21 protein-coding genes are annotated in these 26,292 nt (G+C 44.8%); 13 read left to right on the plus strand and 8 right to left on the minus strand.

The window, feature by feature from the left end; genetic code table 11:
• Window positions 1-34 precede the first annotated feature (34 nt).
• The 5 genes from pckA to M2387_RS17010 all read right to left on the minus strand — a co-directional run bounded on the left by pckA (window position 35) and on the right by M2387_RS17010 (window position 6,130).
• The gene (pckA, locus tag M2387_RS16990) at window positions 35-1,654 is read right to left on the minus strand and encodes a phosphoenolpyruvate carboxykinase (ATP) (protein ID WP_259051082.1); all 1,620 of its coding nucleotides are present in this window, start codon (window positions 1,652-1,654) and stop codon (window positions 35-37) included.
• A 290-nt stretch (window positions 1,655-1,944) separates the two neighbouring features.
• A complete protein-coding gene (gene hslO / locus M2387_RS16995; RefSeq protein ID WP_259051156.1) occupies window positions 1,945-2,823 on the minus strand; it encodes an Hsp33 family molecular chaperone HslO in 879 nt (292 codons plus the stop codon).
• Between the two features lie 26 nt (window positions 2,824-2,849).
• The gene (hslR, locus tag M2387_RS17000; protein ID WP_259051083.1) at window positions 2,850-3,251 is read right to left on the minus strand and encodes a ribosome-associated heat shock protein Hsp15; all 402 of its coding nucleotides are present in this window, start codon (window positions 3,249-3,251) and stop codon (window positions 2,850-2,852) included.
• Entirely contained in the window at window positions 3,251-3,931 is a 681-nt protein-coding gene (gene yrfG / locus M2387_RS17005; protein ID WP_259051084.1) for a GMP/IMP nucleotidase, read from the minus strand. The genes hslR and yrfG overlap by 1 nt, the downstream gene beginning before the upstream one ends.
• A gap of 63 nt (window positions 3,932-3,994) precedes the next feature.
• The gene (locus M2387_RS17010) at window positions 3,995-6,130 is read right to left on the minus strand and encodes an intracellular growth attenuator family protein (RefSeq protein WP_259051157.1); all 2,136 of its coding nucleotides are present in this window, start codon (window positions 6,128-6,130) and stop codon (window positions 3,995-3,997) included.
• Between the two features lie 346 nt (window positions 6,131-6,476).
• Here M2387_RS17010 and nudE point away from each other — a divergent pair, with 346 nt between their 5' ends.
• A complete protein-coding gene (gene nudE / locus M2387_RS17015) occupies window positions 6,477-7,037 on the plus strand; it encodes an ADP compounds hydrolase NudE (protein ID WP_259051085.1) in 561 nt (186 codons plus the stop codon).
• Window positions 7,038-7,079: 42 nt separating this feature from the next.
• Here the strand turns inward: nudE and mrcA are convergent, their stop codons facing one another.
• Window positions 7,080-9,626: a peptidoglycan glycosyltransferase/peptidoglycan DD-transpeptidase MrcA gene (gene mrcA / locus M2387_RS17020; RefSeq protein WP_259051086.1), complete on the minus strand. Its 2,547-nt coding sequence runs from the start codon at window positions 9,624-9,626 to the stop codon at window positions 7,080-7,082.
• A gap of 435 nt (window positions 9,627-10,061) precedes the next feature.
• Here mrcA and M2387_RS17025 point away from each other — a divergent pair, with 435 nt between their 5' ends.
• From M2387_RS17025 to trpS, 12 genes are all read left to right on the plus strand, one after another.
• The gene (locus M2387_RS17025; protein WP_259051087.1) at window positions 10,062-10,880 is read left to right on the plus strand and encodes a type IV pilus biogenesis protein PilM; all 819 of its coding nucleotides are present in this window, start codon (window positions 10,062-10,064) and stop codon (window positions 10,878-10,880) included.
• The gene (locus M2387_RS17030; protein ID WP_259051088.1) at window positions 10,877-11,413 is read left to right on the plus strand and encodes a PilN domain-containing protein; all 537 of its coding nucleotides are present in this window, start codon (window positions 10,877-10,879) and stop codon (window positions 11,411-11,413) included. Before M2387_RS17025 ends, M2387_RS17030 begins: the two co-directional genes overlap by 4 nt.
• Window positions 11,400-11,873, plus strand: coding sequence for a HofO family protein (locus M2387_RS17035; protein ID WP_259051089.1), 474 nt, complete (start codon window positions 11,400-11,402; stop codon window positions 11,871-11,873). The genes M2387_RS17030 and M2387_RS17035 overlap by 14 nt, the downstream gene beginning before the upstream one ends.
• Window positions 11,860-12,276, plus strand: coding sequence for a DUF2531 family protein (locus M2387_RS17040; protein ID WP_259051091.1), 417 nt, complete (start codon window positions 11,860-11,862; stop codon window positions 12,274-12,276). The genes M2387_RS17035 and M2387_RS17040 overlap by 14 nt, the downstream gene beginning before the upstream one ends.
• Window positions 12,191-13,429: a type IV pilus secretin PilQ gene (pilQ, locus tag M2387_RS17045; protein ID WP_259051092.1), complete on the plus strand. Its 1,239-nt coding sequence runs from the start codon at window positions 12,191-12,193 to the stop codon at window positions 13,427-13,429. The genes M2387_RS17040 and pilQ overlap by 86 nt, the downstream gene beginning before the upstream one ends.
• Window positions 13,430-13,739: 310 nt before the next feature.
• Window positions 13,740-14,261, plus strand: coding sequence for a shikimate kinase AroK (aroK, locus tag M2387_RS17050; protein WP_259051093.1), 522 nt, complete (start codon window positions 13,740-13,742; stop codon window positions 14,259-14,261).
• A gap of 57 nt (window positions 14,262-14,318) precedes the next feature.
• Window positions 14,319-15,407: a 3-dehydroquinate synthase gene (aroB, locus tag M2387_RS17055; protein ID WP_259051094.1), complete on the plus strand. Its 1,089-nt coding sequence runs from the start codon at window positions 14,319-14,321 to the stop codon at window positions 15,405-15,407.
• Window positions 15,408-15,479: 72 nt separating this feature from the next.
• On the plus strand, window positions 15,480-16,700 hold the full coding sequence (gene damX, locus M2387_RS17060; protein ID WP_259051095.1) for a cell division protein DamX: 1,221 nt from the start codon (window positions 15,480-15,482) through the stop codon (window positions 16,698-16,700).
• A gap of 62 nt (window positions 16,701-16,762) precedes the next feature.
• On the plus strand, window positions 16,763-17,587 hold the full coding sequence (gene dam / locus M2387_RS17065; protein WP_259051096.1) for an adenine-specific DNA-methyltransferase: 825 nt from the start codon (window positions 16,763-16,765) through the stop codon (window positions 17,585-17,587).
• A gap of 45 nt (window positions 17,588-17,632) precedes the next feature.
• Window positions 17,633-18,310, plus strand: coding sequence for a ribulose-phosphate 3-epimerase (gene rpe / locus M2387_RS17070; protein WP_259051097.1), 678 nt, complete (start codon window positions 17,633-17,635; stop codon window positions 18,308-18,310).
• Window positions 18,303-19,016, plus strand: a complete 714-nt coding sequence (locus M2387_RS17075) for a phosphoglycolate phosphatase (protein WP_259051098.1) — start codon at window positions 18,303-18,305, stop codon at window positions 19,014-19,016. The genes rpe and M2387_RS17075 overlap by 8 nt, the downstream gene beginning before the upstream one ends.
• A complete protein-coding gene (trpS, locus tag M2387_RS17080; RefSeq protein WP_259051100.1) occupies window positions 19,009-20,016 on the plus strand; it encodes a tryptophan--tRNA ligase in 1,008 nt (335 codons plus the stop codon). Before M2387_RS17075 ends, trpS begins: the two co-directional genes overlap by 8 nt.
• A gap of 109 nt (window positions 20,017-20,125) precedes the next feature.
• Here the strand turns inward: trpS and M2387_RS17085 are convergent, their stop codons facing one another.
• On the minus strand, window positions 20,126-24,442 hold the full coding sequence (locus tag M2387_RS17085) for a hypothetical protein (protein ID WP_259051102.1): 4,317 nt from the start codon (window positions 24,440-24,442) through the stop codon (window positions 20,126-20,128).
• A gap of 472 nt (window positions 24,443-24,914) precedes the next feature.
• The gene (cysG, locus tag M2387_RS17090) at window positions 24,915-26,288 is read right to left on the minus strand and encodes a siroheme synthase CysG (protein ID WP_259051104.1); all 1,374 of its coding nucleotides are present in this window, start codon (window positions 26,286-26,288) and stop codon (window positions 24,915-24,917) included.
• Between the last annotated feature and the right edge of the window lie 4 nt (window positions 26,289-26,292).

The following is a 26,292-nucleotide window of genomic DNA, read 5'->3' on the forward strand; positions in this document are numbered from 1 at the left end:
CCCTTAATCTTTAATGCACTTGTTTATCTGAAAGTCAGATTTCCGGGCCCACTTTTACCAGCGCCGCGCCTGCCGGAGTATCGGTATATTTATCAAAATTCTCGATAAATAATCTCGCCAGTTGAGCCGCTTTATCCTGCCATAACTCAGGGGAGCTATAAGTTTTGCGCGGATCGAGAATATCGCTATCAACCCCAGCCAGTTCAACAGGAATCGCGAGATTAAATATTGGCAATTGTTTTGTTGGTGCCTCATCCAGAGAACCGTCAAGAATGGCATCAATAATAGCCCGGGTGTTCTTAATAGAAATCCGTTTTCCTGTTCCGTTCCAGCCGGTATTCACTAAATAGGCCTCGGCTCCGGCGGCCTGCATTCGCTTAACCAAAACATCCGCATACTGCGTTGGGTGCAGAGTTAGGAACGCTGCGCCAAAACAAGCTGAAAAAGTCGGTGTGGGTTCAGTTATACCCCGTTCAGTACCGGCTAATTTTGCCGTAAATCCTGACAGGAAATGATACTGGGTCTGTTCCGGAGTCAGCCTGGAAACCGGCGGAAGTACACCGAAGGCATCTGCCGTCAGGAAGATAACCTTAGTCGCGTGTCCGGCTTTTGAAATCGGTTTAACGATATTATCGATATGATAGATAGGGTAAGAGACACGGGTATTTTCTGTTTTTGAGGCATCATCAAAGTCGACGGAACCATCATCCCGTACCACGACGTTTTCCAGCAAAGCATCCCGGCGAATGGCATGGTAGATATCCGGTTCAGCCTCTTCGCACAGATGAATGGTTTTGGCGTAACATCCGCCTTCAAAATTAAAGACCCCGTCATCGTCCCAGCCATGTTCATCATCGCCAATCAGACGACGTTTAGGATCGGTCGATAACGTTGTTTTACCGGTTCCTGACAGCCCAAAGAAGACGGCGACATCTTCTTGTTCACCGACGTTGGCTGAGCAGTGCATTGCTGCGATACCTTTGAGCGGTAACAGGTAGTTCATGATAGAGAACATCCCTTTTTTCATCTCGCCGCCATACCAGGTGCCGCCGATAAGCTGCATCCGTTCAGTGAGATTAAAGGCAACGAAGTTCTCTGAGTTAAGTCCCTGTTCTTTCCAGTCCGGATTAGTACATTTAGCTCCGTTTAGCACCACAAAATCAGGTGTAAAGGTCAGTAGCTCTTCATCTGTGGGACGAATAAACATGTTCTTAACGAAATGAGCCTGCCAGGCCACTTCGGTAATAAAACGCACGGCAAGACGGGTATCGCTATTGGCGCCACAGAAAGCATCAATAATAAATAAACGCTTACCTGATAGCTCCTGAGCGACCAGGCCTTTCAGATGTGCCCAAGTTTCTGATGAGAGAGGCTTATTATCGTTTTTGCCTTTACCTTTATCCGCCCACCATAAGGTGTCGCGGGTTGTATCATCGCGGACAATATATTTATCCTTCGGCGATCGTCCGGTAAAAATGCCGGTATCTACCGCGATTGCACCTGACGTGGTCTCTCGGCCACGTTCAAAACCTTGTAGTTCGGGATTGAGTTCTTCACGGTGTAGTGTTTCATAATCGGGATTATAAAGAATTTCGATAACGTCACTAATGCCGTAAGCCTTGAGATCCTGCGGGGTTACCTTGTTCGCTCGCATTGTCCTTCTCCTTAGCTAATCGATTCTGATTCATATTGTAGGGATACTTGTGAGGTATAGCCGCGATGATCATCATAGATTTTAGACGTCATAAAAATTATGCAGTAAAAAAAACTGTAAAAATGATTTAGATCAGTTTTCGATGCTGATATTTAGAATGATTAGCAGGGTTAATGCATGGTAAACAGAATGAAACGCGGTGTAATCACTGAGTGGTTTATTGAGAGCTGGATCGAGTCATGACACAGTTTAACCGCTTGCACAGTAGCAAGCGGTTAAACAAGAGGGGATTAATGAATCTGCGAGTCTGCTGCTGAGGCGTTATTGCGAATAGCAGTAATATCCATTGCATCAAATACATAGTGACTACCACAGTAATCACAGTTCATATCAATCTCGCTATCCTCTGCCAGAATATTATCAATTTCCTCGTCTGGTAGCGTTCTGATAGCGGCAGCGCAGCGTTCGCGTGAGCAGCTACAGGTGAAGACGACACTTTGCGGATCATAAAGCGTCACTTCTTCTTCATGGTACAGCCGCCACAGGACATCGTTAGCAGGAAGTGTCAGTAACTCTTCCGCCTTGATAGTGTCGGTTAATGTCGCAAGGTGGTTAAAGTCATCAATCTGAGCATCCTGAGCAGGTAACACCTGCAATAGCATACCTCCGGCTGCGGCTTTACCATCCACCGATCCGGTACGGATAAACAGACGGGTAGGTAGCTGCTCGGAACGCATAAAATAATCTTCCAGGCAGGCTGCCAGAGTATCGCCTTCTAAACCAACGACGCCTTGATAACGTTCACCTTCCTGCGGGGAAATGGTAATAACCAGATAACCATTGCCGATAAGATCTTTTAGTGAAGCATCATCAGCGACATCACCTTGTACGCGAGCAACGCCACGCATTTGTTGCTTATTGTTGCCATTAATCACTGCCAGAGTCATCGGGCCATCACCCTGCAACTGAACAGTAATATCACCATCAAATTTCAGGGTTGCGGTGAGCAGGCTGGTCGCAACCAGCAGTTCACCAAGAATATTTTTAACCGGCTGCGGATAATCGTGATTCTCCATAATCCGTTGCCAGGTATCAGACACTGTTACCAGTTCGCCGCGAACAGCGTGATTTTCAAACAGGTAGCGATGTAATTGGTCGTGTTGAGTCATCATCATCTCTCTTAGGGATGGAGGAATTAGGTATTGCCACTGTGTTTAAATTTCATTAAATCACGGCGCTCTTTTTTATCGGGACGGCGATCCGGGTGCGGCATTGTCAGGGCATTCATTTTGCGCGCAAGCGCTATTTTTTCCCGTTTTTCGATGCTTTCTGGCGTTTCCTCATACAGCTGAGTCGCCTCTGATGCCGGGCGGCGCTGATCGGTTATGGCCAGAACCTTAATCGTTCGCTGATCGTTTCCCTGGCGTAGTGTTAATACGGCCTGTAGCTCAACCAGTTTACCTGGCTTAGTATGCTGGCCGTTATAATGGACTTTCCCACCTTCGACCATTTCTCGAGCCAGAGCGCGAGTTTTATAGATTCGGGCAGCCCAGAGCCATTTATCCAGACGAATACCTGCGGCCGTTTTTTCTTTCACTACGCCTCCTGGTTCTTAAGTGCAGGAATTAAATCATGATAGTCACTGACTGCGGGATGCCGTTGAAAAACCTGTTCCTCACGATGAGAATCAGGATTACTTACCCCCAGGCAGTAACGGATGCCAAAGGTTTTCGCAGCATCAAGAATCGCTTCTGAATCATCAATAAATAGCGTTCTGCTGGCATCCAGCCCGGTATGTTCAACCACAGCCTGCCATAACCGTTGGTCTTCTTTCGGATAACCAAATGTATGGGTTGAAAGTAATAAATCAAGGTGTGGTTCCAGGTTGGTATATTTTAGCTTAACCGCCAGGTTATAAGGATGGGCGTTAGTCAGCAGAATACAACGCTTACCCTTTGCCTTAAGAGCCTTTAAAAATGGCAGCGTGTCGTCACGCAGAGCGGCTTTTGGCCCTTGTTCATCCATCATGGCATAAATATCCAGTTTCAAACGGTCAGCCCAGTAATCCAGGCAGTACCAGTCCAATGTCTGCTGTACATCATGATATTCGCGCTCAATTAGCTGATGGGCATCCGCCAGTGAAATATTACGCTGCGCACTGAGTGTTTCAGGAACTCGATGTTGCCAGAAGTGGCTGTCAAAGGATAAATCCAGCAGAGTGCCATCCATATCAAGCAGTAGGGTATCAACCTCCTGCCAGGCAATATCAGTAAGCATAAATAAGTGACTCGATGAAAAAAGAGAGAACCAAGGTAGCACAAATTAACGAAGTAACAGGGATCAGCGTCCCAGGCGTAATGGCGCCGAAGATTTTAAGCAGCGATCATAGTAGCGTTGGATCTTGCCCAGACGTCTTCGGTCACGGCGATAGCGGTTAATAGCAATAACACTACTCACTGCATAACAGATCAGCATCGACAACAGTAAGAGTGAAATAATGATATAACGCCAGTGACTGTTGGTATCACTGATGCTTTGTAAAACAACGTGTTGGGTGCCATTGGTGTCGGTATGAATACTGGTGATCACGCCTTTAGCTACAAAAGGAATTTGCGACAGAGTCTTCGCCAGGCTCATAAACTCAGCCCATTGCTCCTGGGCTGGGTAGTCATACAAAGAGTTCTGTGGCAGCGCATGAATAGTCAGATCCCTTCCATCATCATTGATAATCACATAACCTCCTGAAATTGGAGCATTCAGTGTTTGCGCAGCACGAATGATATCGCGGACAAAGAAGGGAGCCGTGGAGGTGATAACCAGGTTATTTAATGACTCGGCACTGACTGGACGTAATACCACATTTACGCCGACGAGTTTGCCAGCTTCTGCTCGTTTCACCAGAGTATTCCAGTCTTTCGTATTACCCAGGTTGATAAGCGCATTTTTCAGCCGGAGACAGTCCCCCTCAGCCAGGCATAAGGCTTGAGTGTTTTCGACAATGCCAGAAAAATTATTCAGAAGTACCATATCTGATTTCTGGATAGCCGCTTCCAGCTGTGGATTAACCCGGTTATGATTCTCTTTTGTACTTGATGGGCTAATCTGCGCTTTCACGACTTCGGTCAGTGCCAGCGCTTGTTGAGTCATCTTTGAATCAACTAATAGTTGAGGATCTGCCGATTTCCACCTGATTTTTGAACAGTCAAAAGGAAGATAAGACGGATTCTGATGAGCAGAATATCCGTCCGGAGTATTAATATGGCAGGCACCGATACCACTGACTTTTAGAGTATCCCCGACGTGAAGCGCATATTTATTTAATTCACCGAGGCTGGATACTTCTACTGTTTTAGCACCACTAAACCAGGATGTGCTGATTTTTAACGGCATTTCGAGCGGTACCCACATCACCATCATCAATAGCGTAATGAGTGAACCACAAGCGATAATTAGCGGCCGCAGCCAGCGCTGCAGTGGGAATAACCGTACTTCCTCATGAAGCGAAAGGAAGGCTCCCTGGCGTACAACATGGCCCCCCAGATAGATATCAATATCGGTTTTTTGTCCCAAGTCCTGGGTGATATAAGGTTGCCAGTATGCGGGATAGACGAGGTCGATAATGCCTAATGAAATATTATTTATCTGGTCATTATTAGACTCGCCAAAGAGTCCCCAGCGCTTGGGGATGCCACGTAAACTATGTATCTCACGTAACTGAAGCGTTGTGGCAGAAGAATAAATACTCAGCAAACTGGCTGCGATGAGTAGCAGAGCACTGCCAACCAGCCACGGCATAAGTATTGATGGTCCGAGAACACTGAGCACCAGAATAAAAAAGGCAATACAAATCAGGATAGCCTCTGGTACTTGCCGGGAGGCATTCAAAGCATGTTCTTCAGGGGTTTCCTGACGTATGGCGAGCAACTCAATGGGCTCGCTCTCTTCCCGGAGCATAAAGGCCTGCGGACTGGAGCGATCCGGCGCGATATCCTGGGATGTTTCCTGGCTGTAATTTTGTAAGGTATGACCATTGAGGGCGATAACCAATGGCAAGGTATCGGTGAGTATCAGCTCAACATCATTGTCATTGGTAATATATTGTTCCCAAAGCAGGGGCAGATGCACTTCTGTTGAGTCCAGATAAAAGCGCCACTGATTGGTATCGTCAACAGAAAAACCATAACGTGTAATTGCATGGGTGAGAGAAATAACCGTATGACTCTTACTGCTAAGTTTCAGCTGTGATGGTGGAGCGCTGGCCCCTGAAGGCGTTATCATGTCTTGAGTGCGTGAGGATAACTCAAGATAATTTTCAATTGTGGCAAGTTCTTCCTGAGTGAGCTTGCGTGTTTTCGCTCCGGTAAACGAAGGATCACGCTGAACATAAACGCGTCTTCTCAGGGTGTGCCATATCACTCCCCCAGCAATCAGGAAGCATGTCAGCATCGCCAGTAATAGAAGTAATGGGATACTCATCATTTACTCATCAAACGATCGTTTTATCCATCAAGGTCAGCAAACTTTACCTCTTATAATGTTGAATTTTATTATGTTGTTATCGGCGGATGAGTCTTTTTTCTTAAATTGCTTTTTGACAATTCGCCTAAATTAGCATCATGCTAGCAAACTGACATCGAATTAAACATAAGTTAAATCCTATTTACTTATCACAATCTTGACATTGTGAAACTCACATGCTGCTGTACTATGAGCTGGCATTCAGAGTTAACGCTCAGAATGTAAATAATAAATATGTGCGTTGCGCAGAGGGCATGGCATATCGCACAATCACTTAACTGTCCCACTGTTTAACTCCAGTCACATGACAAAAATACTAAAAAAACCGACAATTTTACATGTAGAAACTGTGGCGCGTTCGCGGCTATTTACTATTGAAACGGTAGATCTGGAGTTCAGTAATGGTGTGCGTCGGGTTTATGAACGCATGAAGCCGAGTTCCCGGGAAGCAGTTTTGATTGTTCCGATTGTTGATGACCATATTATTCTGATTCGTGAGTATGCCGTTGGCACTGAGTCCTATGAACTCGGTTTTCCTAAGGGGCTTATCGATGAAGGCGAATCTGTTATTGACGCCGCAAACCGCGAGCTGAAAGAAGAAGTGGGTTTTGGAGCCAGCGAGCTGACTTTTATTACCCGGCTGGGTATGGCACCTTCTTACTTCTCAAGCAAAATGAACATTGTGATTGCTGAAGGCTTATATGAAGAGTCCCTTGAAGGGGATGAACCTGAAGAGCTTCCACAAGTTCGCTGGCCGCTCGCCAATCTGATGGCGTTGCTTAATGAACAGGACTTCACTGAAGCGCGGAATGTCAGCGCTCTGTTTCTGCTGCGGGAATGGTTAAAAGAGCGGGGACGTTTATAGTTTATAAAACATCAAGGGGCTAAGCCCCTTGATGTCTCTGACTCAGAATAATTCGCGTTCTTCACCATTATCCATAATCGTCGTCCCGGCTTCACTTATCGCTTTGTGTGTCGGCTGAGTGCCTTCAACAAAGTATTCGTCCCGACTACTTCCACCGTTAGATAACTGACCCGTAGCGCGGTCAATATTGACTGTGACGACGCCTGGTGGCGGAGTCAATGGTTCTTCCGGCACTCCTTCCAGAGCAAGTTTCATAAATTCATCCCAGGCAGGCTGAGCACTTTTCGCGCCACCTTCATAGCCTGAAATCTGATCTTTAATCACTCCGGATGCGCTGGTACGACCCAAGTCACGACGATGATCGTCAAAACCTATCCAGACCGAGGTGACAACGCCGGGACCAAAACCTGAGAACCAGGCATCTTTAGAGCTGTTAGTGGTACCGGTTTTACCGCCAATATCACGACGTTTCAAATCACGGCCCGCACGCCAGCCGGTACCCTGCCAGCCAGGCTCGCCATAGACATTACTGTTCAGGGCACTTTTAATCAGAAATGCCAGTGGAGTACTAACCACATGCGGGGCATATTCAGATTCAAGGACTGATTTATCCGTGGTCGCTTGTTGCAGCTCTGGTGTTGGCACCGGAATATTTTGTGCTGTCTGAGATGTCGCGACATCCTCAACGCTCGGATTATTCAGCATGTCTGATTTTGGAATATCGCCATAAATAACAGGAAGGTCACATTCCGGACAGGCGACTTTGGGCTGGACTTCAAATACCGTCTGGCCATTATCATTAACAATTTTGGACAGATAATATGGCGTCACCAGGAAGCCACCATTCGCCATCACAGAGTAACCTCGTGCTACCTGTAATGGTGTAAATTCAGCAGCTCCCAGAGCCAGCGATTCGGTACGGGAAATATTCTTTTCCGGGAAACCGAACCGTTGCAAGTAATTGGCAGCATAGTCGACACCCATGGCGCGCATGGCACGAACCATGACCACGTTTTTCGACTGTCCCAGGCCCTGACGCAGACGGATAGGGCCGGAATACTCAGCAGGTGAGTTTTTCGGACGCCAGTCAGAACCTGCGCCAGCATCCCAGCGTGAAATAGGAACATCATTGAGGATACTGGCCAGGGTCAAACCTTTATCCATCGCTGCGGTATACAGGAATGGCTTAATATTGGAACCCAACTGACGTAGCGCTTGTGTTGCACGGTTGAATTTACTCAGATTAAAGTCAAACCCACCCACTAACGCCAGGACCGCACCGTCTTTCGGATTCAGCGAGACTAACGCTGAGTTGACGTCAGGTAGCTGCCCTAACCACCAGATGTTATTTACCTGACGTATCCAAATCTGCTGACCGGCCTTAACGACATCGCTGACGCTGCGCGGTGTAGGGCCTTGTGCGGTATCGGAGCGATAAGAACGTGCCCAGCGCATACCTTCCATCGGGAGGGTCACGCTTTGGCCATTAGCCATCACAGCACTTGCCTCAGTGGCACTGGCGCTGGTGACGACGGCAGGCAGGAAAGGACCATAACCCGATATTTTTTTCAGCGTACTGAGGATCTGTGGTGTATCCCAGGCACTTTCTCCGGCTTTCCATAACACCTGTGAAGGCCCGCGATAACCATGACGCATATCATAGGCAATAACGTTATTGCGCAGAGCCTGTTCAGCACCGAGCTGGATATTGCGACTGATGGTGGTGTAAACCTTATAGCCATCCTCGTAAGCATTTTCGCCATAGCGATTCAGCATATCCTGACGGACTAACTCTGAGAGGTAAGGGGCTGAGAATGCAATTTCCGGCGTATGATAATAGGCTTCGATTGGCTGATTACGCGCTTCATCATACTGTGCGTTGGTGATATAGCCTTCACTGAGCATCCGTGATAGCACGACGTTACGACGTGCAGTGGCGCGCTCGAGTGAGTAAATCGGGTTAAACGTAGAAGGCGCTTTAGGCAGCCCTGCGATCATCGCAATTTCGTTCAGCGTCAGCTCATTAACGGTTTTACCGAAGTAAACCTGAGCAGCAGCTCCAACACCATAGGCGCGATAACCGAGATAGATCTTATTCAGATACAGGTTAAGAATTTCATCTTTTGTCAGCAACTGCTCAATGCGTATCGCGAGGAAGACCTCTTTGATTTTACGCATTAGCGTTTTTTCCGGACTCAGGAAAAAGTTACGCGCAAGCTGTTGGGTAATGGTACTGGCACCCTGAGAAGCATGGCCGGAGAACAGGGCAACGCTTGCTGCACGGAAAATACCTATAGGGTCAACCCCATGATGTTCGTAGAAACGGCTATCTTCGGTCGCAACGAAAGCATGGATCATCACCGGAGGAATTTGATCCAGTGTCAGAGGAATACGACGTTTCTCGCCATACTGGGCGATAAGCTCCCCGTCAGCACTGTAAACCTGCATGGGGGTCTGCAAGCGTACATCTTTTAATGTCGCAACGTCAGGCAACTGCGGCTCAATATATCTGTATAAGCCGTATAGCGAGGCCACACCAAGAAGTATGCAACAGATTGCAAGGATGAATAAATACTTTACGAACTTCACCTTAAGACTCTCATTCGGTTTCAATTGGGTAGTTTATAAACACCAGCCCGGTAGTATAAAGACAAGCCAGACGCTTTGATATACCCGTCACACTTCAAGTTGCCTGGGTGTTGCCTTCATCCAGCCCATCGAATCACATAGTTTATCTATGCTCATCGACGGGCTGGACTCGGCGCCTACAGGCAACTCGAATTGTTTTGGGTATACCCGTCATACTTCAAGTTGCCTGGGCGTTACCTTCATCCAGCCCATCGAATCACATAGTTTATCTATGCTCATCGATGGGCTGTACTCGGTGCCTACAGGCAACTCGAATTATTTTGGGTATACCCGTGATACTTCAAGTTGCCTGGGCGTCGCTTTCACAAATTTCAGGCACTCGAATGATTTGGGGTCATTGCCTATCAACATGTGACAGAACAAGGAGGTCTAAGCATGATATTTTCTGGCTGGAAAATTGGTTTAGATATACAAACGGAAGGGGTACGCGCTGTTGCCGTACAAAAGCACCGACAGGGCTGGCAACTACGGCAGTGGTGGAATTTACCGTTCCCGTCAGTGGTTTTTATCGATAATATTTTATCTCAACCTGCTGTATTACTCGAGGTTCTGGACGGCTGGCGTAAACAGCTGCCACGCCGCTTTCGGCTGAGCGTGAGTTTTCCCACTGAGCTTACCTTTCAACAAAGCATTCCGATCCCGGATAAAAACCTTAGCGCAGCCGTACGTGAGAACTATGTCGCCTATACCGCAGCTAAGCAATTGCAGCTACCTGCCTCACAGCTCTGCTACGACTATCTTGAACAAAGTGATGTGCTGAAGGTTACAGCTTCCCGGCAGAGTGATCTTAATAATCTTCTTACCAGTCTTGCATCACTGCAGTTATATCCGGATACAGTGACGCCTGGCGACAAGGTTCTTTATGCACTACCTGAGAAATGTAATCCGCAGACCTGCCAGTACCGGGTTCATGAAGAGTCTGATTATTGGTTATGGGCATCCTGCAATCATCCTGTCGCTTCAGGCCGGCAGGATAAGCAGCAATGTTCAGATTTGCCCGCACTTTGTCGATGGCTGAAAAGCGAACCTGAAAATATCGCTTTTAGCACTGCCTGTCCCGGAAATAATGCGTCTCTCGCAGTACAAGCACTTGATGTCTGGCGGTTACTCACCCGGCTGTATCCTCCACTTCCGCAAACAAAAGGGCGCTACACCATCGCTTTGGGACTGGCATTAGGAGGAACTCACAGATGACAGTATTGCTCAATTTATTACCCTGGCGTCATGCACAGCGGCAGCGACAGCGACGCTGTCGTATCAGTATTTTGGTCTCTGTGATAGCACTGCTGATGAGTAGTTTTTGGGGCGGATGGATCTTACTTCATCAGCAGGTGGAAGTATTACAAAAGCAGGGCAGTGAGCTGGAAAACCAACGGCACAAGTTACAGGAGGTTTTACAGCAGCAGACTGAGCCGTTACAAGAAGTACGGCAATATCGAGGCAGTGAACAGCAGAGTCGAGTTTCTCGCTGGGAAGAAATACTGACTGATTTAGCCCGTAAATTACCAGAAAACAGTTGGTTACGAACTATTAGCTGGCAGTCGAGTATGCTGACGCTGGAAGGTAATACCTCTGAGATAGATTCCCTTGAGAAAATTGAAACTCTGCTAAAGCAATTGCCAGGTGCATTCCATATTAAAGCGGGCCCAGTCAGCTATCAGGGCGATCAGGGATTGGGATATATATTTATCATGGAAGATACGGGAGGGGGACTTGCCTTACCTTGAACAACTCCTGACCGACACGCGTCGCCGGTATTTTGTCATAACCCTGTCTGGCTTGATGCTGGCCGGGCTATTTTGTGGCTATTTGCTACAGGCAGACTATCAACAACAGTCTCATTATGCCCGGCTGCGGAGTCTACAGCTTGAGCAAGATATTGTTACCTTGAAACAAAGAGTCAGTGTCTTACCTGTACCTGCCACGGAAATATTCACACCTATGGTCGTCGCACCGGTATTTTCTGTTATTGAAACCCTCAGGAAATCAGGCGGTCGGCTTATTAGCTGGCAACCGGGCGAGCAGCAGGCGACACTTGAACTCCTGCTTGACTGGGAAAAAGTCCCCTGGTTATTCCGGCATATTTCGTACTATCAAGGTATGAACCTGACATCATTTACGATCGTGGGTACCAAAGACCCAATGATTGTGGCTCTGACCCTGGAGTTCAGCTATGAAAATAAGTAGCTGGATCCTCACTCTGGGAATGATGCTATCACTGGATTCACATGCCAGCGTTCGTAACCCTTTTATGATGCCATTATCACGGTGTGACGCAGCTCTTCAGCAACTTGACGGCTGGCGGTTACAAGGCGTGATAACTTCATCCTCACGTAGCCTTGCCTTACTGGTGAACCCACAGCAACAGCCGTTAAGAGTGACTCCGGGCTCTGTTTTGATAGCTGGGGTAACGGTAATCGCTATCAGCCGGTACAGGATAAGTGTTTCACTCACTGAAATATGCGACGGAGCGCATTATCACTGGTATTTACCAGGAGAAAAAAATGACAAGGAAAGTCATCATCGTACTACTGTTATTCCTGCCGCTCATCGCCAAGGCAAATCATCGAGTCACTCTGATAGTAGATGAGGCTCCCGTTACTCAAATCTTGCAAGCTATTGCGGAGCAGCAACAGCACAATCTCGTTATTGCCCCTGGCGTCGAGGGCAAGCTGTCGCTACATTTAGTCGATGTTCCCTGGGAACAGGCTTTTTCCCTGGTACTGAAACTGGCTCATCTCTCTTCCTCAAAAACCGGCAATATAATCCAGGTTGAGGGAAAGGAGAGTGTTGCTCGTCAGCAGGAACAACAAGAAGTCGCCCGTAAACAGCAGCTCGAGGCGCGGCCGTTAATACAAAAAGTTTATGCCCCGCGCTATGCCGATGTGACTGAACTTGCAACAGCACTTAAGCAAAATGGTGACAAACTGCTGGGACCTCGAGGTCATATCACTGTGGATACGCGCGCTAATCGCCTGGTAGTACGAGACCACAAGCAGGCACAGCAGCAAATTGCCCAATGGATGGTTGATATGGATATTCCGATGGGTCAAATTGAGCTATCGGCGCACATAGTTACCATCAATCAGGAAGCATTGCGTGAGCTTGGCGTAAAGTGGACAACCAAAAACAGCGATAGCAGCCATGTGTATCGGCCCTCTTCTGTCACCAGTAATCTGGCGGCTAGTGTCGCCTCCGTGGGGTTCAATATCGGCCGAATTGGCGGTCAGATGCTTGAACTTGAGCTCTCTGCCCTGGAACAACAGCAGCGACTACATATTATTGCCAGCCCTCGTCTGCTGGTGGCTCATCAGCAGCCAGCGAGCATTAAACAAGGGACAGAAATTCCCTATCAAGTATCCGGCGGGACAAATAGTGCCAGCTCGATTGCATTTAAAGAAGCGGTGTTAGGGATGGAAGTTACACCTATTATCAATGCGCATGGTAATATCCGCTTAAAGCTACGTATCACCCAGAATATGCCGGGGAGAAGTATCCAGCATGCGGAAGGGGAAGCCCTGGCTATCGATAAGCAAGAAATAGAAACTCAGGTCGAAGTACGGGATGGTGAAACTCTGGCATTAGGTGGGATTTTCCAGCAGCAACAGCGTGCTGGCTCCCGAAATGTCCCTTTGCTCAGTGATATCCCCCTGCTAGGCCGATTATTTCAGCAAGATGATAAGAAAAGTCAGCGACAGGAGTTAGTGGTGTTTATTACACCTAAATTACTGCACAAACCGTAAAATATTCTCTCAGATTTACGGATTTTTCTCTGAATCGATGTCCAGATGTTTGACGTAAGAGAGGAATTAGCTTACAAGGTGTACCGTTTCAAGAAACCGGGTAATGATATTCTGCAGCTGATAAAAGCGTTCGTTTTGCCATCTTATGGAAATGAATGATTTATTCAGTTGCCAAACAGCCTTGAGTGTTGAGATAATTTTTAGTCTGATTCTCGACTCACGCTTATGAGGTTTCAGTTCATGTCCCGCTGCACCTGGTGAATACCGGGCGGGTTTATCATCAACGAATAGTCTTAGTAATACCAAAAAAATGGCAGAGAAACGCAATATCTTTCTGGTTGGGCCTATGGGTGCCGGCAAAAGCACTATTGGGCGTCAGTTAGCTCAGCAGCTCAATATGGAATTTTTCGATTCTGATCAAGAAATCGAAAAACGTACCGGAGCTGATGTCGGCTGGGTATTCGACGTTGAAGGTGAAGAAGGCTTCCGCGATCGCGAAGAAAAAATCATCAACGAACTTACAGAAAAGCAAGGCATCGTGCTGGCGACTGGGGGTGGGTCTGTTAAGTCCCGTGAAACCCGTAACCGTCTTTCAGCAAGAGGCGTAGTGGTGTATCTTGAAACCACTATTGAGAAGCAACTAGCCCGTACTCAGCGCGATAAAAAACGTCCGCTGCTTCAAGTTGCTACACCGCCTCGCGAAGTGCTTGAAGCATTGGCGGAGGAGCGCAATCCACTGTACGAAGAGATTGCCGATGTGACCATTCGCACCGACGATCAAAGCGCCAAAGTTGTTGCTAACCAGATTATTCATATGCTGGAAAGCAACTAGTTCTGGCTTGAGAAACAATATGCCCGCGGGCAATGTTATTAAGGTAGGCTCCGCACGATGGAGAGGTTGACAGTCACTCTTGGGGAACGTAGTTACCCTATTACGATTGCTGCTGGGTTATTTAATGACCCGGCGTCCTTTTGGCCGCTGAAAGCTGGTGACCAGAGTATGCTTGTGACCAATGAGACTCTGGCCCCTGTGTATCTTGAAAAAGTACGCGGTCTCCTGGAGCAGGCAGGCGTAAAAGTTGACACTGTTATCCTCCCTGATGGCGAACAGTTTAAGAGCCTCGCGGTCATGGATACCGTCTTTACCGCTTTACTGGAAAAACCGCACGGCCGTGACACGACACTGATTGCGCTTGGTGGTGGTGTCATTGGAGATTTAACCGGCTTCGCCGCGGCATGTTATCAACGCGGCGTGCGGTTTATTCAGGTTCCTACTACCTTACTTTCACAAGTAGACTCTTCGGTAGGTGGAAAAACGGCTGTCAATCACCCGCTCGGGAAAAATATGATTGGCGCTTTTTATCAGCCAGCGTCAGTTATTGTGGATATAGACTGTCTTTCCACACTACCTGAACGTGAGTTTGCCTCTGGCCTGGCTGAAGTCATCAAGTATGGCGTTATTCTGGACGGCGAATTCTTCCAGTGGCTGGAAGATAATCTCGACGCCCTGTTAAAGCTGGACAGCGAGACCCTCGCTTACTGTATTCGCCGTTGTTGTGAGCTTAAAGCTGAGGTTGTTGCGGCTGATGAGCGTGAAGGTGGCGTACGTGCTTTACTGAATCTGGGCCATACTTTTGGTCATGCCATAGAAACTGAAATGGGCTATGGCAACTGGCTGCATGGCGAGGCTGTGTCAGCGGGTATGGTTATGGCAGCGCGTACAGCGCAGCGTCTGGGCCAGTTTAGCGAAGCAGATGTTCAGCGTATTATTGTCTTGTTGCAGCGTGCTGGTCTGCCAGTCAACGGGCCAAAAGAGATGTCAGTTGACGCGTATATGCCCCATATGATGCGTGACAAAAAAGTTCTGGCGGGTGAGTTACGTCTGATTCTGCCATTAGCAATTGGCGTCAGTGAAGTCCGTGGTGGTGTACCACATGACGTTGTTCTGTCTGCGATTACTGATTGTCAGCACGGTTAGTGGCTAACCTGTGCGATATTAAATTTTGGGCGATGTGCTAACTCTGGCATAAGCCTGTTAGTGGGGTGGTAAATGGATAAGTTTAAACCAGAAGACGATCTGATCCCTGATCCTGACGATCGGCAGTCTGGGCGTTCCCGTAAACAAGATGCCTTTGATAACGAACCGCAGCTTAATGTTGATGATATCAATATTGATATGGACGATCGTCGGGTATCGAAATCGAAGCGTGTACGTGAAGAAGATGAAGACACGTATGCAGCAGATGAGGAAATGGCAGCAGATGCTCGCCCCTCGCGTGGACGTAAAAAAGCAGCAAGACAGAAAACACCGGTCACGCGTCAGTATCTGATGATGGGCACAGGTATTTTAGTTTTACTGTTACTTATTTTTGGTATTGGCTCAGCATTGAAAGCACCATCAACCAGCACTGATACTGCCGGGCAGCCCTCTGGCACAGAAAAAAGCATCGATTTATCCGGAGCAGATGGAAACAACAGCCCGACGTCAGAAGCGCCCGCTGTCGTTTCTCAGTCTCAGGATTTTTCGATTCCGCCAATTTCATCCACACCGACTCAGGCCCAGAATATTCCTCAGCCTGAAGGTCAGCAGCGTATTGAGTTGCAGGGTGATTTAGGTAATTCTCTGACCCAGCAACAAAGTCAGATTGAAAATGCCGTTACGCGTTCAACGTTACCGATGGAACCCGCAACGGTTGCTTCTGTTCCGGGAAGTAAAACCACAGAATCTCGTCCTGAGCGTAAAACTGCGGTGATTGAGCCAGTGCAAAAAGCACCGACACGTCAGGCTGCAACACGCACAGAAAGCAAACCTGCGCCAGCCAGGCGTACAGAGCCAGCGGCTACGACTCCGGCGAGAACAACGCCAGTACAACCAGCTCCAGTAGTTCAAGCTCCTGCGGCCAAAGCCCCAGTCGCTAAAGCACCAGTAGCGCAAGCTCCGGCAACACAGGCTCAAACTAAGCCTGCAGCATCGCCAGCCACTCAGGGCAACACCCAGGCGATAAAAAATGCACCAAGCAGCAGTTATACCCTGCAGCTGAATGCCTCTTCAAACTCGGCAAATCTGAATGCCTGGGCGAAGAAAGAGAATTTGCAAAACTATATAGTGTATCAAACCTCACGTAATGGTCAGCCGTGGTATGTTATGGTCAGTGGCATCTATGCCAGCAAAGCTGAGGCAGAACGTGCAGTATCGAGCTTACCTGCTGGTGTTCAGAGTAATAAACCTTGGACCAAGCCGATTCGTCAGGTGCAGTCAGAGATTAAGTAGTAACAAGCGCAGTCGCTGTCGGAACCTTTCCACAGCTGGAGAAGGTGTAATAGTAAGGCAGCATGAAAAAGAATCGCGCTTTTCTTAAATGGGCAGGGGGGAAATACCCCCTGCTCGACGATATTAAAAAACACCTTCCTGAAGGTGATTGTCTCATTGAACCCTTTGCGGGTGCAGGTTCAGTCTTTCTGAACACCGATTATCAACACTACCTTCTTGCCGATATCAATAGCGATCTCATTGGTCTCTACACGATTGTTAAGCAGCGTGCGGACGAGTATGTTCGCGAAACGCGCTTGATGTTTTGTCAGCAGAACAATGAAGAAACGGCCTATTATGCTTTCAGAACTGAATTTAATCAGAGCACTGATCCATTCCGTCGTGCAGTACTGTTTTTGTATCTGAACCGGCATTGTTACAATGGTCTCTGTCGCTATAATTTACGCGGTGAGTTTAATGTCCCGTTTGGACGTTACAGAAAACCCTATTTTCCGGAAGAAGAACTCTATTTTTTTGCCGAGCATGCAAAAAAAGCCCACTTTGTTTGTCAGTCTTATGATGTCAGCATGGCGAATGTGGCAGCAGGGTCTGTAGTCTATTGTGATCCTCCCTATGCGCCCCTGTCTGCAACGGCAAACTTTACCGCTTATCACACCGCCAGTTTCAATGCTGTACAACAGCAACACTTAGCCGAACTGGCAGAAGCGTTATACCAGCAGCAGATACCTGTTTTAATTTCTAACCACGATACTGTATTGACACGACAGTGGTATCACAACGCTACCGAGTTTCATAAGCTGCAAGTCAGACGAAATATCAGCAGAAACGGTAGTACCCGTAATAAGGTGGATGAACTTCTGGCGCTTTATCGTTCTAAAGATGCCTGAACCGTTTCGTCCGCCACTGAAAGATGAATTGCACTGGAGAAGCGGATGAAACAGTTTTTGATTGCCCCCTCAATCCTCTCTGCCGACTTCGCCCGTTTGGGTGAGGATACGGCTAAAGCCTTGGCTGCGGGTGGAGATATTGTTCATTATGATGTCATGGATAACCATTACGTTCCGAACCTCACCATGGGGCCTATGGTATTAAAGGCTCTGCGTGACTACGGCATTACGGCTCCTATCGATGTTCACCTGATGGTTAAGCCTGTAGACAGAATTATCCCTGATTTTGCTGCTGCGGGTGCCAGTTACATCACTTTTCATCCAGAAGCCTCTGAGCATGTTGACCGTACACTGCAGCTCATTAAAGAGCACGGCTGTAAAGCAGGCCTGGTTATCAACCCTGCCACTTCACTTTCCTGGCTGGATAATGTGATGGATAAACTGGATGTCATTTTACTTATGTCTGTTAATCCGGGATTCGGTGGGCAGTCATTTATTCCTCATACTCTTGAAAAGCTGCGTCAGGCGCGTAAACGCATTGATGAATCTGGCTATGACATCCGTCTGGAAGTCGATGGCGGTGTGAAAGCTGAAAATATTCGTGCGATTGCTGAAGCAGGCGCGGATATGTTCGTTGCCGGATCGGCCATTTTTGGTCAGCCAGACTATAAAACGGTGGTTGATGAGATGCGTGCTGAATTATCTAAGGTCGGTCATGGGTAAGTTTAAAAACATTCGTGGTATCGCCTTTGATTTAGACGGTACCCTGGTTGACTCATCCCTGGGGCTGAGTCAGGCAATAGACATGACGTTATATGCCATGGAATTACCTGCCGCGGGTGAAGAACGTGTCATCACCTGGATAGGTAATGGTGCTGATATTCTCATTCAGCGCGCGCTGACATGGGCTCTTAAAGACGAGCAACCTTCTCTTGGCCAGCTAACCATGGCGCGGAAGTTATTCGATCGTTTTTACGCTGAGACCGTGAAAGAAGGGAGTTTTTTATTTCCGGAAGTACTGACAACGTTGTCTGCACTCAAAGAAAAAGGACTCACGCTTGGCGTTGTGACCAATAAACCCACACCTTTTGTCATGCCTTTGCTTGAAAGTTTTGGCATTGCAGATGACTTCCAGGTCATTATTGGTGGGGATGATGTTAAACAGAAGAAACCACATCCCGAAGCATTGTTTAATACCATGAATGCGATGAAGTTAAACGCAGACGAATTACTGTTTGTCGGCGATTCTCGTAATGATATCCAGGCAGCACAAGCTGCGGGATGTTTGAGCGTAGGCCTGACTTACGGTTATAACTATGGTGAAGCTATCGACCTGAGCAACCCAGACGTTGTCTTTGATAGTTTCAGTGATTTATTGCCCTTACTTGGGCTACCCCATCAAGTTAATCAGGAAGCAGAACATGAGTAAGCCCATCGTTTTTAGTGGCGCACAGCCTTCAGGTGAATTAACCATTGGTAACTATATGGGTGCGCTGCGTCAATGGGTGAACATGCAGGATGATTACCACTGCATTTACTGCATTGTTGACCAACATGCCATCACCGTGCGTCAGGACCCGGTAGCGCTGCGCAAAGCGACGCTGGATACACTGGCTTTATATCTGGCATGCGGCATTGACCCAAAAAAAAGCACTATCTTTGTACAGTCACACGTAGCCGAGCATGCACAACTCGGATGGGCGCTTAACTGCTACACCTATTTTGGTGAATTAAGCCGTATGACACAGTTTAAAGATAAATCTTCCCGTTATGCTGAGAATATCAATGCCGGACTTTTTGATTATCCGGTACTGATGGCCGCAGATATCTTACTGTACCAGACTACTCAGGTTCCGGTCGGTGAAGACCAGAAGCAACACCTTGAGCTAAGCCGTGACATCGCCAGTCGTTTTAACGCCCTGTACGGTGAAGTTTTTAAAATCCCTGAGCCTTTTATTCCTAAGTCTGGTGCACGCGTGATGTCGTTGCTTGAGCCGACCAAGAAAATGTCTAAATCAGATGATAACCGCAACAATGTCATCGGATTGCTCGAAGATCCGAAAGCGGTAGTGAAGAAGATTAAACGTGCGGTTACTGACTCCGAAGAGCCACCTGTAGTGCGCTACGATGTTGTTAATAAAGCCGGCGTTTCCAATTTGCTGGATATTCTGTCTGCGGTAACAGGTAAGTCGATTGCCCAGCTTGAAACTGAGTTCGAAGGCAAAATGTATGGTCATCTGAAAGGTGAAGTCGCTGAAGCCGTATCTGGCATGCTGACTGAACTTCAGGAACGCTACCATCGTTACCGTAATGACGAAGCATTTTTACAGCAGGTGATGAAAGAAGGGGCTGAAAAAGCCCATCAGCGTGCCAGTGAAACGCTGGCTAAAGTGTATGAAGCGATTGGTTTTGTAGCCAAGCCTTTATAAGCTGTCATTACCATTATGCCTGCTGCTATTACTATAGCAGCAGGCATTTTTATGGTGTTATACCCATCATACTTTAAGCTACTTTTTCGTCTCTGAAAACTCGCATATGTTATGCACCAGAGGTTATTTCCGATATATCCCTAATTATAGCTGTGAACAGGTCAGGTGAATTTAGAAGTATAAGTGCTTTGTAACTATTATCTATGAGAAAAATTTTATGGAGATTATCGGGGAGAAGTATATCTTCAAGATTGACATCATGGTACACGGAATTGCTTGAAAAATATAACTTACTGAGTTCCGGAAATCCTTTAATCATTTTATCTGCGCCTATCACATCGACTAAATGATCAATGGTTTTGGCGATCCGCGGCATATGCCCTGATATTTTTGAATCTATATAGACTAATTCTTTTGTTTCACCAGTAGCATGCACTGCTTCATGGAGCATAGTATCACCTATATTATTAACATACATAGAGCGTCGCATAAATCCTGGTACAGTATTTCCTGCATCTGAAGCAGAATTATATTTCTCGGGTATAATAAGCATGTTGATAACTATTCTGTCCAAAGGATCAGCAGGTACAGTAAATCCAAGAAGGGTAAGATCGGCTTTAGGTGCTACTGAGGGCTTAGTTCCGGATGGATCACGAATAATAAAAATAATATTACTAGTGTCATTTTCATTTAGAATAGTACTAATATGATCCATCCGTTTTACTAATCCGGAATAAAATAACTCCTGTGCATTCACATCTAATATATTTAATTTTTTAATGCAAAAATTAAATATAGATTCCTTTGTTTGTCCTTTTGCTTTATTTAACATAGTGAGCACGTTTAAAAATGCTTCGTTTCCTATTTCAGAGACTGTTTTTAAATGCTCATTTTTTGATACTTCATCGAGGCTTAATAATTTAACCCAGTCATCCTGTGGAGAGATTAATTTTATTTTATTTCTCATAAGGCTATCTACTACTGCAAGAGGAGTAACTGTTTTTTTTCCTTGTCCTTTTAAAATATTATTTATTTCTTGAGTTCGTTTATTTTGAGATAATAAATATGGTAGTCTTTCTAAAAAACCCTTATCTAATTTTCGGCCATGAAAGTTTTTTCTATTCCATGTGAGTATTTTGTTCGACGTTTCTGTACTTACACCAAGAATAATTCTGTTTGCTTCCATTTGTGTACTCATGACTATTTCTTTGGTTCCAAATTTTTTTACGATACATACGGGGGTAATCAAAGCGTAAGGATCAATTCCCCCCGTGTTTTTTTTAGCATAGATAGAAAAAAATTTTGGAATGATGTCTGGTAACATTTTATTCTCCAGAGCTACGTGAAAGAAAATATCTTTATTATAGGAATAGAAAAATTCTCCAGTATCTTTTTTCCGGTATAACCCTGCAATATTTTCTACATTATCCATTTTTTCTTTAGCGTCTTTGATGTGAACCCCATGATCTTTATTTGTTTTAAGTAGGGAGGCCAGCTCTGCAGTTTCATAATATTTTGCACCACACAATGGAAATATTTGTCTCTTTACCGAACAGCCCATTTCCTTGGTTTTATAAACTTGGTTATAACTATCTTCATTTTTTTTTAAATAGTAAGTATTACTTTGGACATTCCTATAGATCAATACTGGTGGAAAAACATTTTCATCATCAATATGTAATGTATAGGTATCATCACCATGAGACTTTACTTTGATAAGGAAACCATTAATATTAAAATAATCAACATCTCTGAGGGAAAGGGCACCATCAATATTTTTTGAGTGAGAAATCCCCATCATATTGAAATTGCTTATTTTTTCTGGATAATGACCGGTTCTTAATAAATTCATTTTTAATAAGTTACTTTTTTTTAGTTCAACAAGTACAGTTTCATCAAAAAAAATCTCTTTATCGGTGAGACCGGGCACGTTATTTACTATCTTTTCTCTACTCATGCCAATAATGCCATCTGAGTCCCTGGTTCTTATAGTGTATTTCCCTTCTTTTTTTGTTAAAGGGAGAATACCTCGTGACCCTTCAATGTAATAGGAAGCTGAGTCATCCATTTTTAGTAAATAGTATTCGTTATCGATCTTTAAATATTTGTTATTATTAATATCGAGTTGTGTTTGTCTTCCTAAGGTTAATGGACTGACATTGCTATTTTTAATCTGTGAACTGGAGAGTTTGTTTTTTATGGCTGGTTCATGAACTAAATCTATAACACTGTCGCTAACAGCTAATGATGTCTTATCTTCAGGGTACCATCGACCTCCTTTATAGATAATTGGAATAGTATATTCACCCAAGTGATCGCCTACCATATACCTGTAATCATGATCGTTATATTGGATTTCTTTTACGGGATTGAATTTTTCATTCATTAGAACATAAGATGATTTACCCTCATTGACTAAAATAGCATCCTGATAAAAATCAGATGATTTATTTATAATAAAAGATAAATTTTTTGTGTTTTTCCATTTTTTACTTGCAAGGCTCATGGTATTTTTTACCATGTAATTAAAACGGATGTCTTTATTTTCAATCCATCCTTTTGTTTTCTCAAAAAATAAAAAATTGCCATTTTTTACATCAACAAAGTGATTGTATTGTTGTCTGGTTTCAATAAGTTTATCTGGGTTTTTTGTGCGTATATAAAGTTCATTTTTACTAAATGAAATAGGTTTTGTCAGTGAGTTTATTTCAGATTCTGACATTTCACTGTGTGACTGGAGTGCAGATGAGACTAATATGTTCAAAAGTGAAAGTGATGAATCTGTTAGCTTTTCAATTTTGTCTGCTGAAATATTTTTATTATCTATAGCGTCAGCTATTATATCAAATATACTTGAATATGAATGAGCTAGATTTGTAACGTAAGCAATTTGAGGGTGCAATGATGATATCTCACTTAATTTAAATTCTATTTCTTTTAATGTTTTAATAAGCTCGCTATTATCCTTGCATCCCTCTCCTAAATATTTGTACTGAAAAAGAATCATTCCTTCATCAATGACACAGGTAATAGGATTTATCAAAGCTTTACTTATAACTCTTAAAATACTTGAGGAATTTAAGTTTTCCCGTTCTTTATAACATTCAGTCATCGGTACTATTTGAACATCATCAAAATGATGTTCTTCATTGATTTTATTATTTTTCTTTTTTGGTATGTATATTTTCTTATCACGAATATAGTGGACAAAAGGGGAAAAACCCTCTGCTGAGGATATGTTCACCTTGTTTGTACCATGATGATATTTATCTTTTTTTCTTTTACACAGATTCATTTCAATGAAAAGAAATATATTTTTTACATCAATATAACTTCTCGTTTCTTCGATGTTATCATTAATATGGCTGACTATGGTACATAGTCTTTCTAAGACTATTTTAGCTAATTTATATGAACTGTTGTTTAGGTGATCTTTTTTGTTTTTATCGAGGAAATAATAGGTCAGTTGTATAAATTTCAGCAGGAGATTTATATTTTTTTCATTTTTAGAACGAGACTTATTTACATCGAAAGACGTTTCTGCAATCCTGAAAATAATATCAATCTCGTTGCGAAATCGCCAGTCGAGATATCTATCTTGTATGATTTCTAAAATATAGTTTGGTATATGGTCGATAAAATCATAGCTGGTACTGAGCTCACGAGTTAGCCGTGATTTTTGATCTTTGGGTTTATCATAAATTAAATTTTCGAAATCAGGAACAGAGAGCTTACTTATTATTTCCAACTCTTTTTTGTATTCTGAATTAGATATTTCTTTAATGCTTAAGTATTCCTCAATATCATGCGCGGTATATTTATTGGATGAGGATAAGCGATTTTCTCTCAACAGCTCAACTATTCTCATCTTCAGCCGATCTGGATTGAAATTTTCGTGATTATTATCTCTGTTATAATAAGAGGAATGGGGTGTTAAAAATGGATTTATAATATATTCTCTAATGGAGTTATCATTCTCGGAGTTATACCATTTAAAAAATGCAAGGCTTCCCACCGCTGCACCACTGAATAATAATCCACTTAACACTGCTTGTTTTGACGTTAAGTTTAAATAACATGGTTTTCGACTGGATTCTTGTTTTATATTGCGAAGGTTTTCTGATTCTGCTATGAGATGAGCACCTTGTATACATATTGCAGTGAGTTCAATATCTTCGTTTCTCTGTAGTGATAATGATTTTATTGAACACATGGAGCTTAAATTTGCTAAGAATCTTTTACCGTTTTGTTGGATGTAGTTGAAACAGTGATGAAATGATATCATTTCTGATAAAGCAGAGACTGAAATAAGGTTTCTGAGGACACCTCCTTCAGGCTGGTGGGTGTTATTATTATTTATTTCAAGTAAGTTATGATGATCTTTTGGTACTATATATGAGTGCTGATAAGTAATCGAATTATGCATATTAATAACTCCTTTATTAATATAAGATTATTTTTTAGGTTAATATTTGGGAATGAAATATACAGAAATATTTAAGTGTGACGGGTGCATCGAACAAAACTGTCGTATTAAAAGCGAGTAAATATATAAGTAGAAATACTAATAATGGGTTGATCTTCGACGCCGCTGATCATGATGAGTGGTTTCGTACCGCTGGTATTATTCCCGTAATTAAATCGATTTTTTTTAATATTTCGCTACTATTATGAGTATAAAATAATGCGAATAATAAGAGTGTTTAATTAATAGCAGTCACTTTGTATTAACGGGGTTGTGGGGAGTATTTGCAGGACGTACGTAATTGACCATAGAGGGTCATATATTGAGAGACATTAATTCTGTATTATAAAATGCACCTTACTCCGTTGGGTATCCAACTTTTGGGGTGCCGTTCATTTGAGGGGAGGAGAGTCAATGTACTACCAGGTTCCTGCTAATGATTTGAGAACCAGTTTAACTTGCTGCGCAGACCGACGACGGCCCCGACAATGATCAGCGCCGGGCTCTCAACTTGTTTTGCCAGATCACCTAACTGATTAAGTTTGCCATCCACAACCCGTTGATTCACCGCCGTTCCATTCTCTACCAATGCGACAGGTGTCGTCGCTTTCATACCATGTGCGATTAACTGTTGCTGGATAAAGGCCGCCTGACCCAGTCCCATATAGAAGACCAGGGTTTGTTTTTCTGCTGCCAGATTTGCCCAGTCCAGCTCATCACCATTTTTCAAATGCCCGGTGACCAGACGTACGCTCTGGGCGTAATCACGGTGTGTCAGTGGAATACCGGAATAAGCCGAACAGCCTGAGGCTGCGGTAATGCCCGGTACGACAGAGAAAGGAATATTCTCGTGACAGAGCGTTTCGAGTTCTTCACCACCCCTGCCAAAGATAAACGGATCGCCACCTTTTAATCTGACAACACGTTTTCCTTTTTTCGCTTCATTCAGCAGAATTTGGTTTATCTCAGACTGGGGTACGCAGTGGAAGCCAGCACGTTTGCCCACGAAGACACGATCGGCATCACGGCGGACAAGATTCATAATATCGTCAGAAACTAGTCTGTCGTAAACCACGACATCGGCTTGCTGAATTTGCTGCAGACCTTTTAATGTCAGCAAACCTGCATCTCCAGGACCCGCTCCGACCAGAACGACTTCACCCCGATTATCGAGGGGCGCAGAAAATAGTGACGCTGTTTCCTGGTCAACCGCTTGTTTATCGTCATTGGCAAGGTATTGTGCCAGCCTGTCATTCGTGAAGAATTTTTCCCAGAACATACGGCGTTCGGCCATGGTGGAGAATTTTTCTTTCACTCGTCCACGCAATGCACCTGCATAGGCCGCAATTTTACCGAGATGTAATGGCAAAATAGATTCAAGTTTTTCTCGTAGTAAGCGAGCAAGGACGGGGGAGGTTCCACCAGACGAAATAGCCACCATCAGTGGTGAACGATCGATGATAGAGGGCATAATGAAACTGGCTTGCTTTGGCGCATCGACGACGTTACAAAAAATACGGCGTTCGTCGGACGCGTCACTGACGTGCTGATTGACGATATCGTCATCTGTTGCAGCAATGGCCAGCCAGCAATTATCCAGTAAGGCAGGTAAAAAATCACCTTCTACTAACCTGAGCATCCCTTGTTCAGACCAGACCAAAAACTGAGGGGAAAATTGCAGGGCATTTACGGTAAGGCTCGCACCTGCATCCAGTAACAAACGTGCTTTGCGTTCAGCAACAGCGCCGCCGCCAACTAACAGGCAAGCGCGGCCACGTAACTGACAAAATATAGGCAGGTGCTCCACATTA

Origin of the sequence: Klebsiella sp. BIGb0407 (assembly GCF_024807845.1) — a bacterium.
GTDB lineage: Bacteria > Pseudomonadota > Gammaproteobacteria > Enterobacterales > Enterobacteriaceae > JGM124.

Excerpts from the sequence above, each read along its gene's own strand:
- pckA (WP_259051082.1), bottom strand. The coding sequence starts at position 1,654 with ATGCGAGCGAACAAGGTAACCCCGCAGGATCTCAAGGCTTACGGCATT.
- hslO (WP_259051156.1), bottom strand. The coding sequence starts at position 2,823 with ATGACTCAACACGACCAATTACATCGCTACCTGTTTGAAAATCACGCT.
- yrfG (WP_259051084.1), bottom strand. The coding sequence starts at position 3,931 with ATGCTTACTGATATTGCCTGGCAGGAGGTTGATACCCTACTGCTTGAT.
- M2387_RS17010 (WP_259051157.1), bottom strand. The coding sequence starts at position 6,130 with ATGAGTATCCCATTACTTCTATTACTGGCGATGCTGACATGCTTCCTG.
- nudE (WP_259051085.1), top strand. The coding sequence starts at position 6,477 with ATGACAAAAATACTAAAAAAACCGACAATTTTACATGTAGAAACTGTG.
- M2387_RS17025 (WP_259051087.1), top strand. The coding sequence starts at position 10,062 with ATGATATTTTCTGGCTGGAAAATTGGTTTAGATATACAAACGGAAGGG.
- M2387_RS17030 (WP_259051088.1), top strand. The coding sequence starts at position 10,877 with ATGACAGTATTGCTCAATTTATTACCCTGGCGTCATGCACAGCGGCAG.
- M2387_RS17040 (WP_259051091.1), top strand. The coding sequence starts at position 11,860 with ATGAAAATAAGTAGCTGGATCCTCACTCTGGGAATGATGCTATCACTG.
- pilQ (WP_259051092.1), top strand. The coding sequence starts at position 12,191 with ATGACAAGGAAAGTCATCATCGTACTACTGTTATTCCTGCCGCTCATC.
- aroK (WP_259051093.1), top strand. The coding sequence starts at position 13,740 with ATGGCAGAGAAACGCAATATCTTTCTGGTTGGGCCTATGGGTGCCGGC.
- aroB (WP_259051094.1), top strand. The coding sequence starts at position 14,319 with ATGGAGAGGTTGACAGTCACTCTTGGGGAACGTAGTTACCCTATTACG.
- damX (WP_259051095.1), top strand. The coding sequence starts at position 15,480 with ATGGATAAGTTTAAACCAGAAGACGATCTGATCCCTGATCCTGACGAT.
- dam (WP_259051096.1), top strand. The coding sequence starts at position 16,763 with ATGAAAAAGAATCGCGCTTTTCTTAAATGGGCAGGGGGGAAATACCCC.
- rpe (WP_259051097.1), top strand. The coding sequence starts at position 17,633 with ATGAAACAGTTTTTGATTGCCCCCTCAATCCTCTCTGCCGACTTCGCC.
- M2387_RS17075 (WP_259051098.1), top strand. The coding sequence starts at position 18,303 with ATGGGTAAGTTTAAAAACATTCGTGGTATCGCCTTTGATTTAGACGGT.
- trpS (WP_259051100.1), top strand. The coding sequence starts at position 19,009 with ATGAGTAAGCCCATCGTTTTTAGTGGCGCACAGCCTTCAGGTGAATTA.
- M2387_RS17085 (WP_259051102.1), bottom strand. The coding sequence starts at position 24,442 with ATGCATAATTCGATTACTTATCAGCACTCATATATAGTACCAAAAGAT.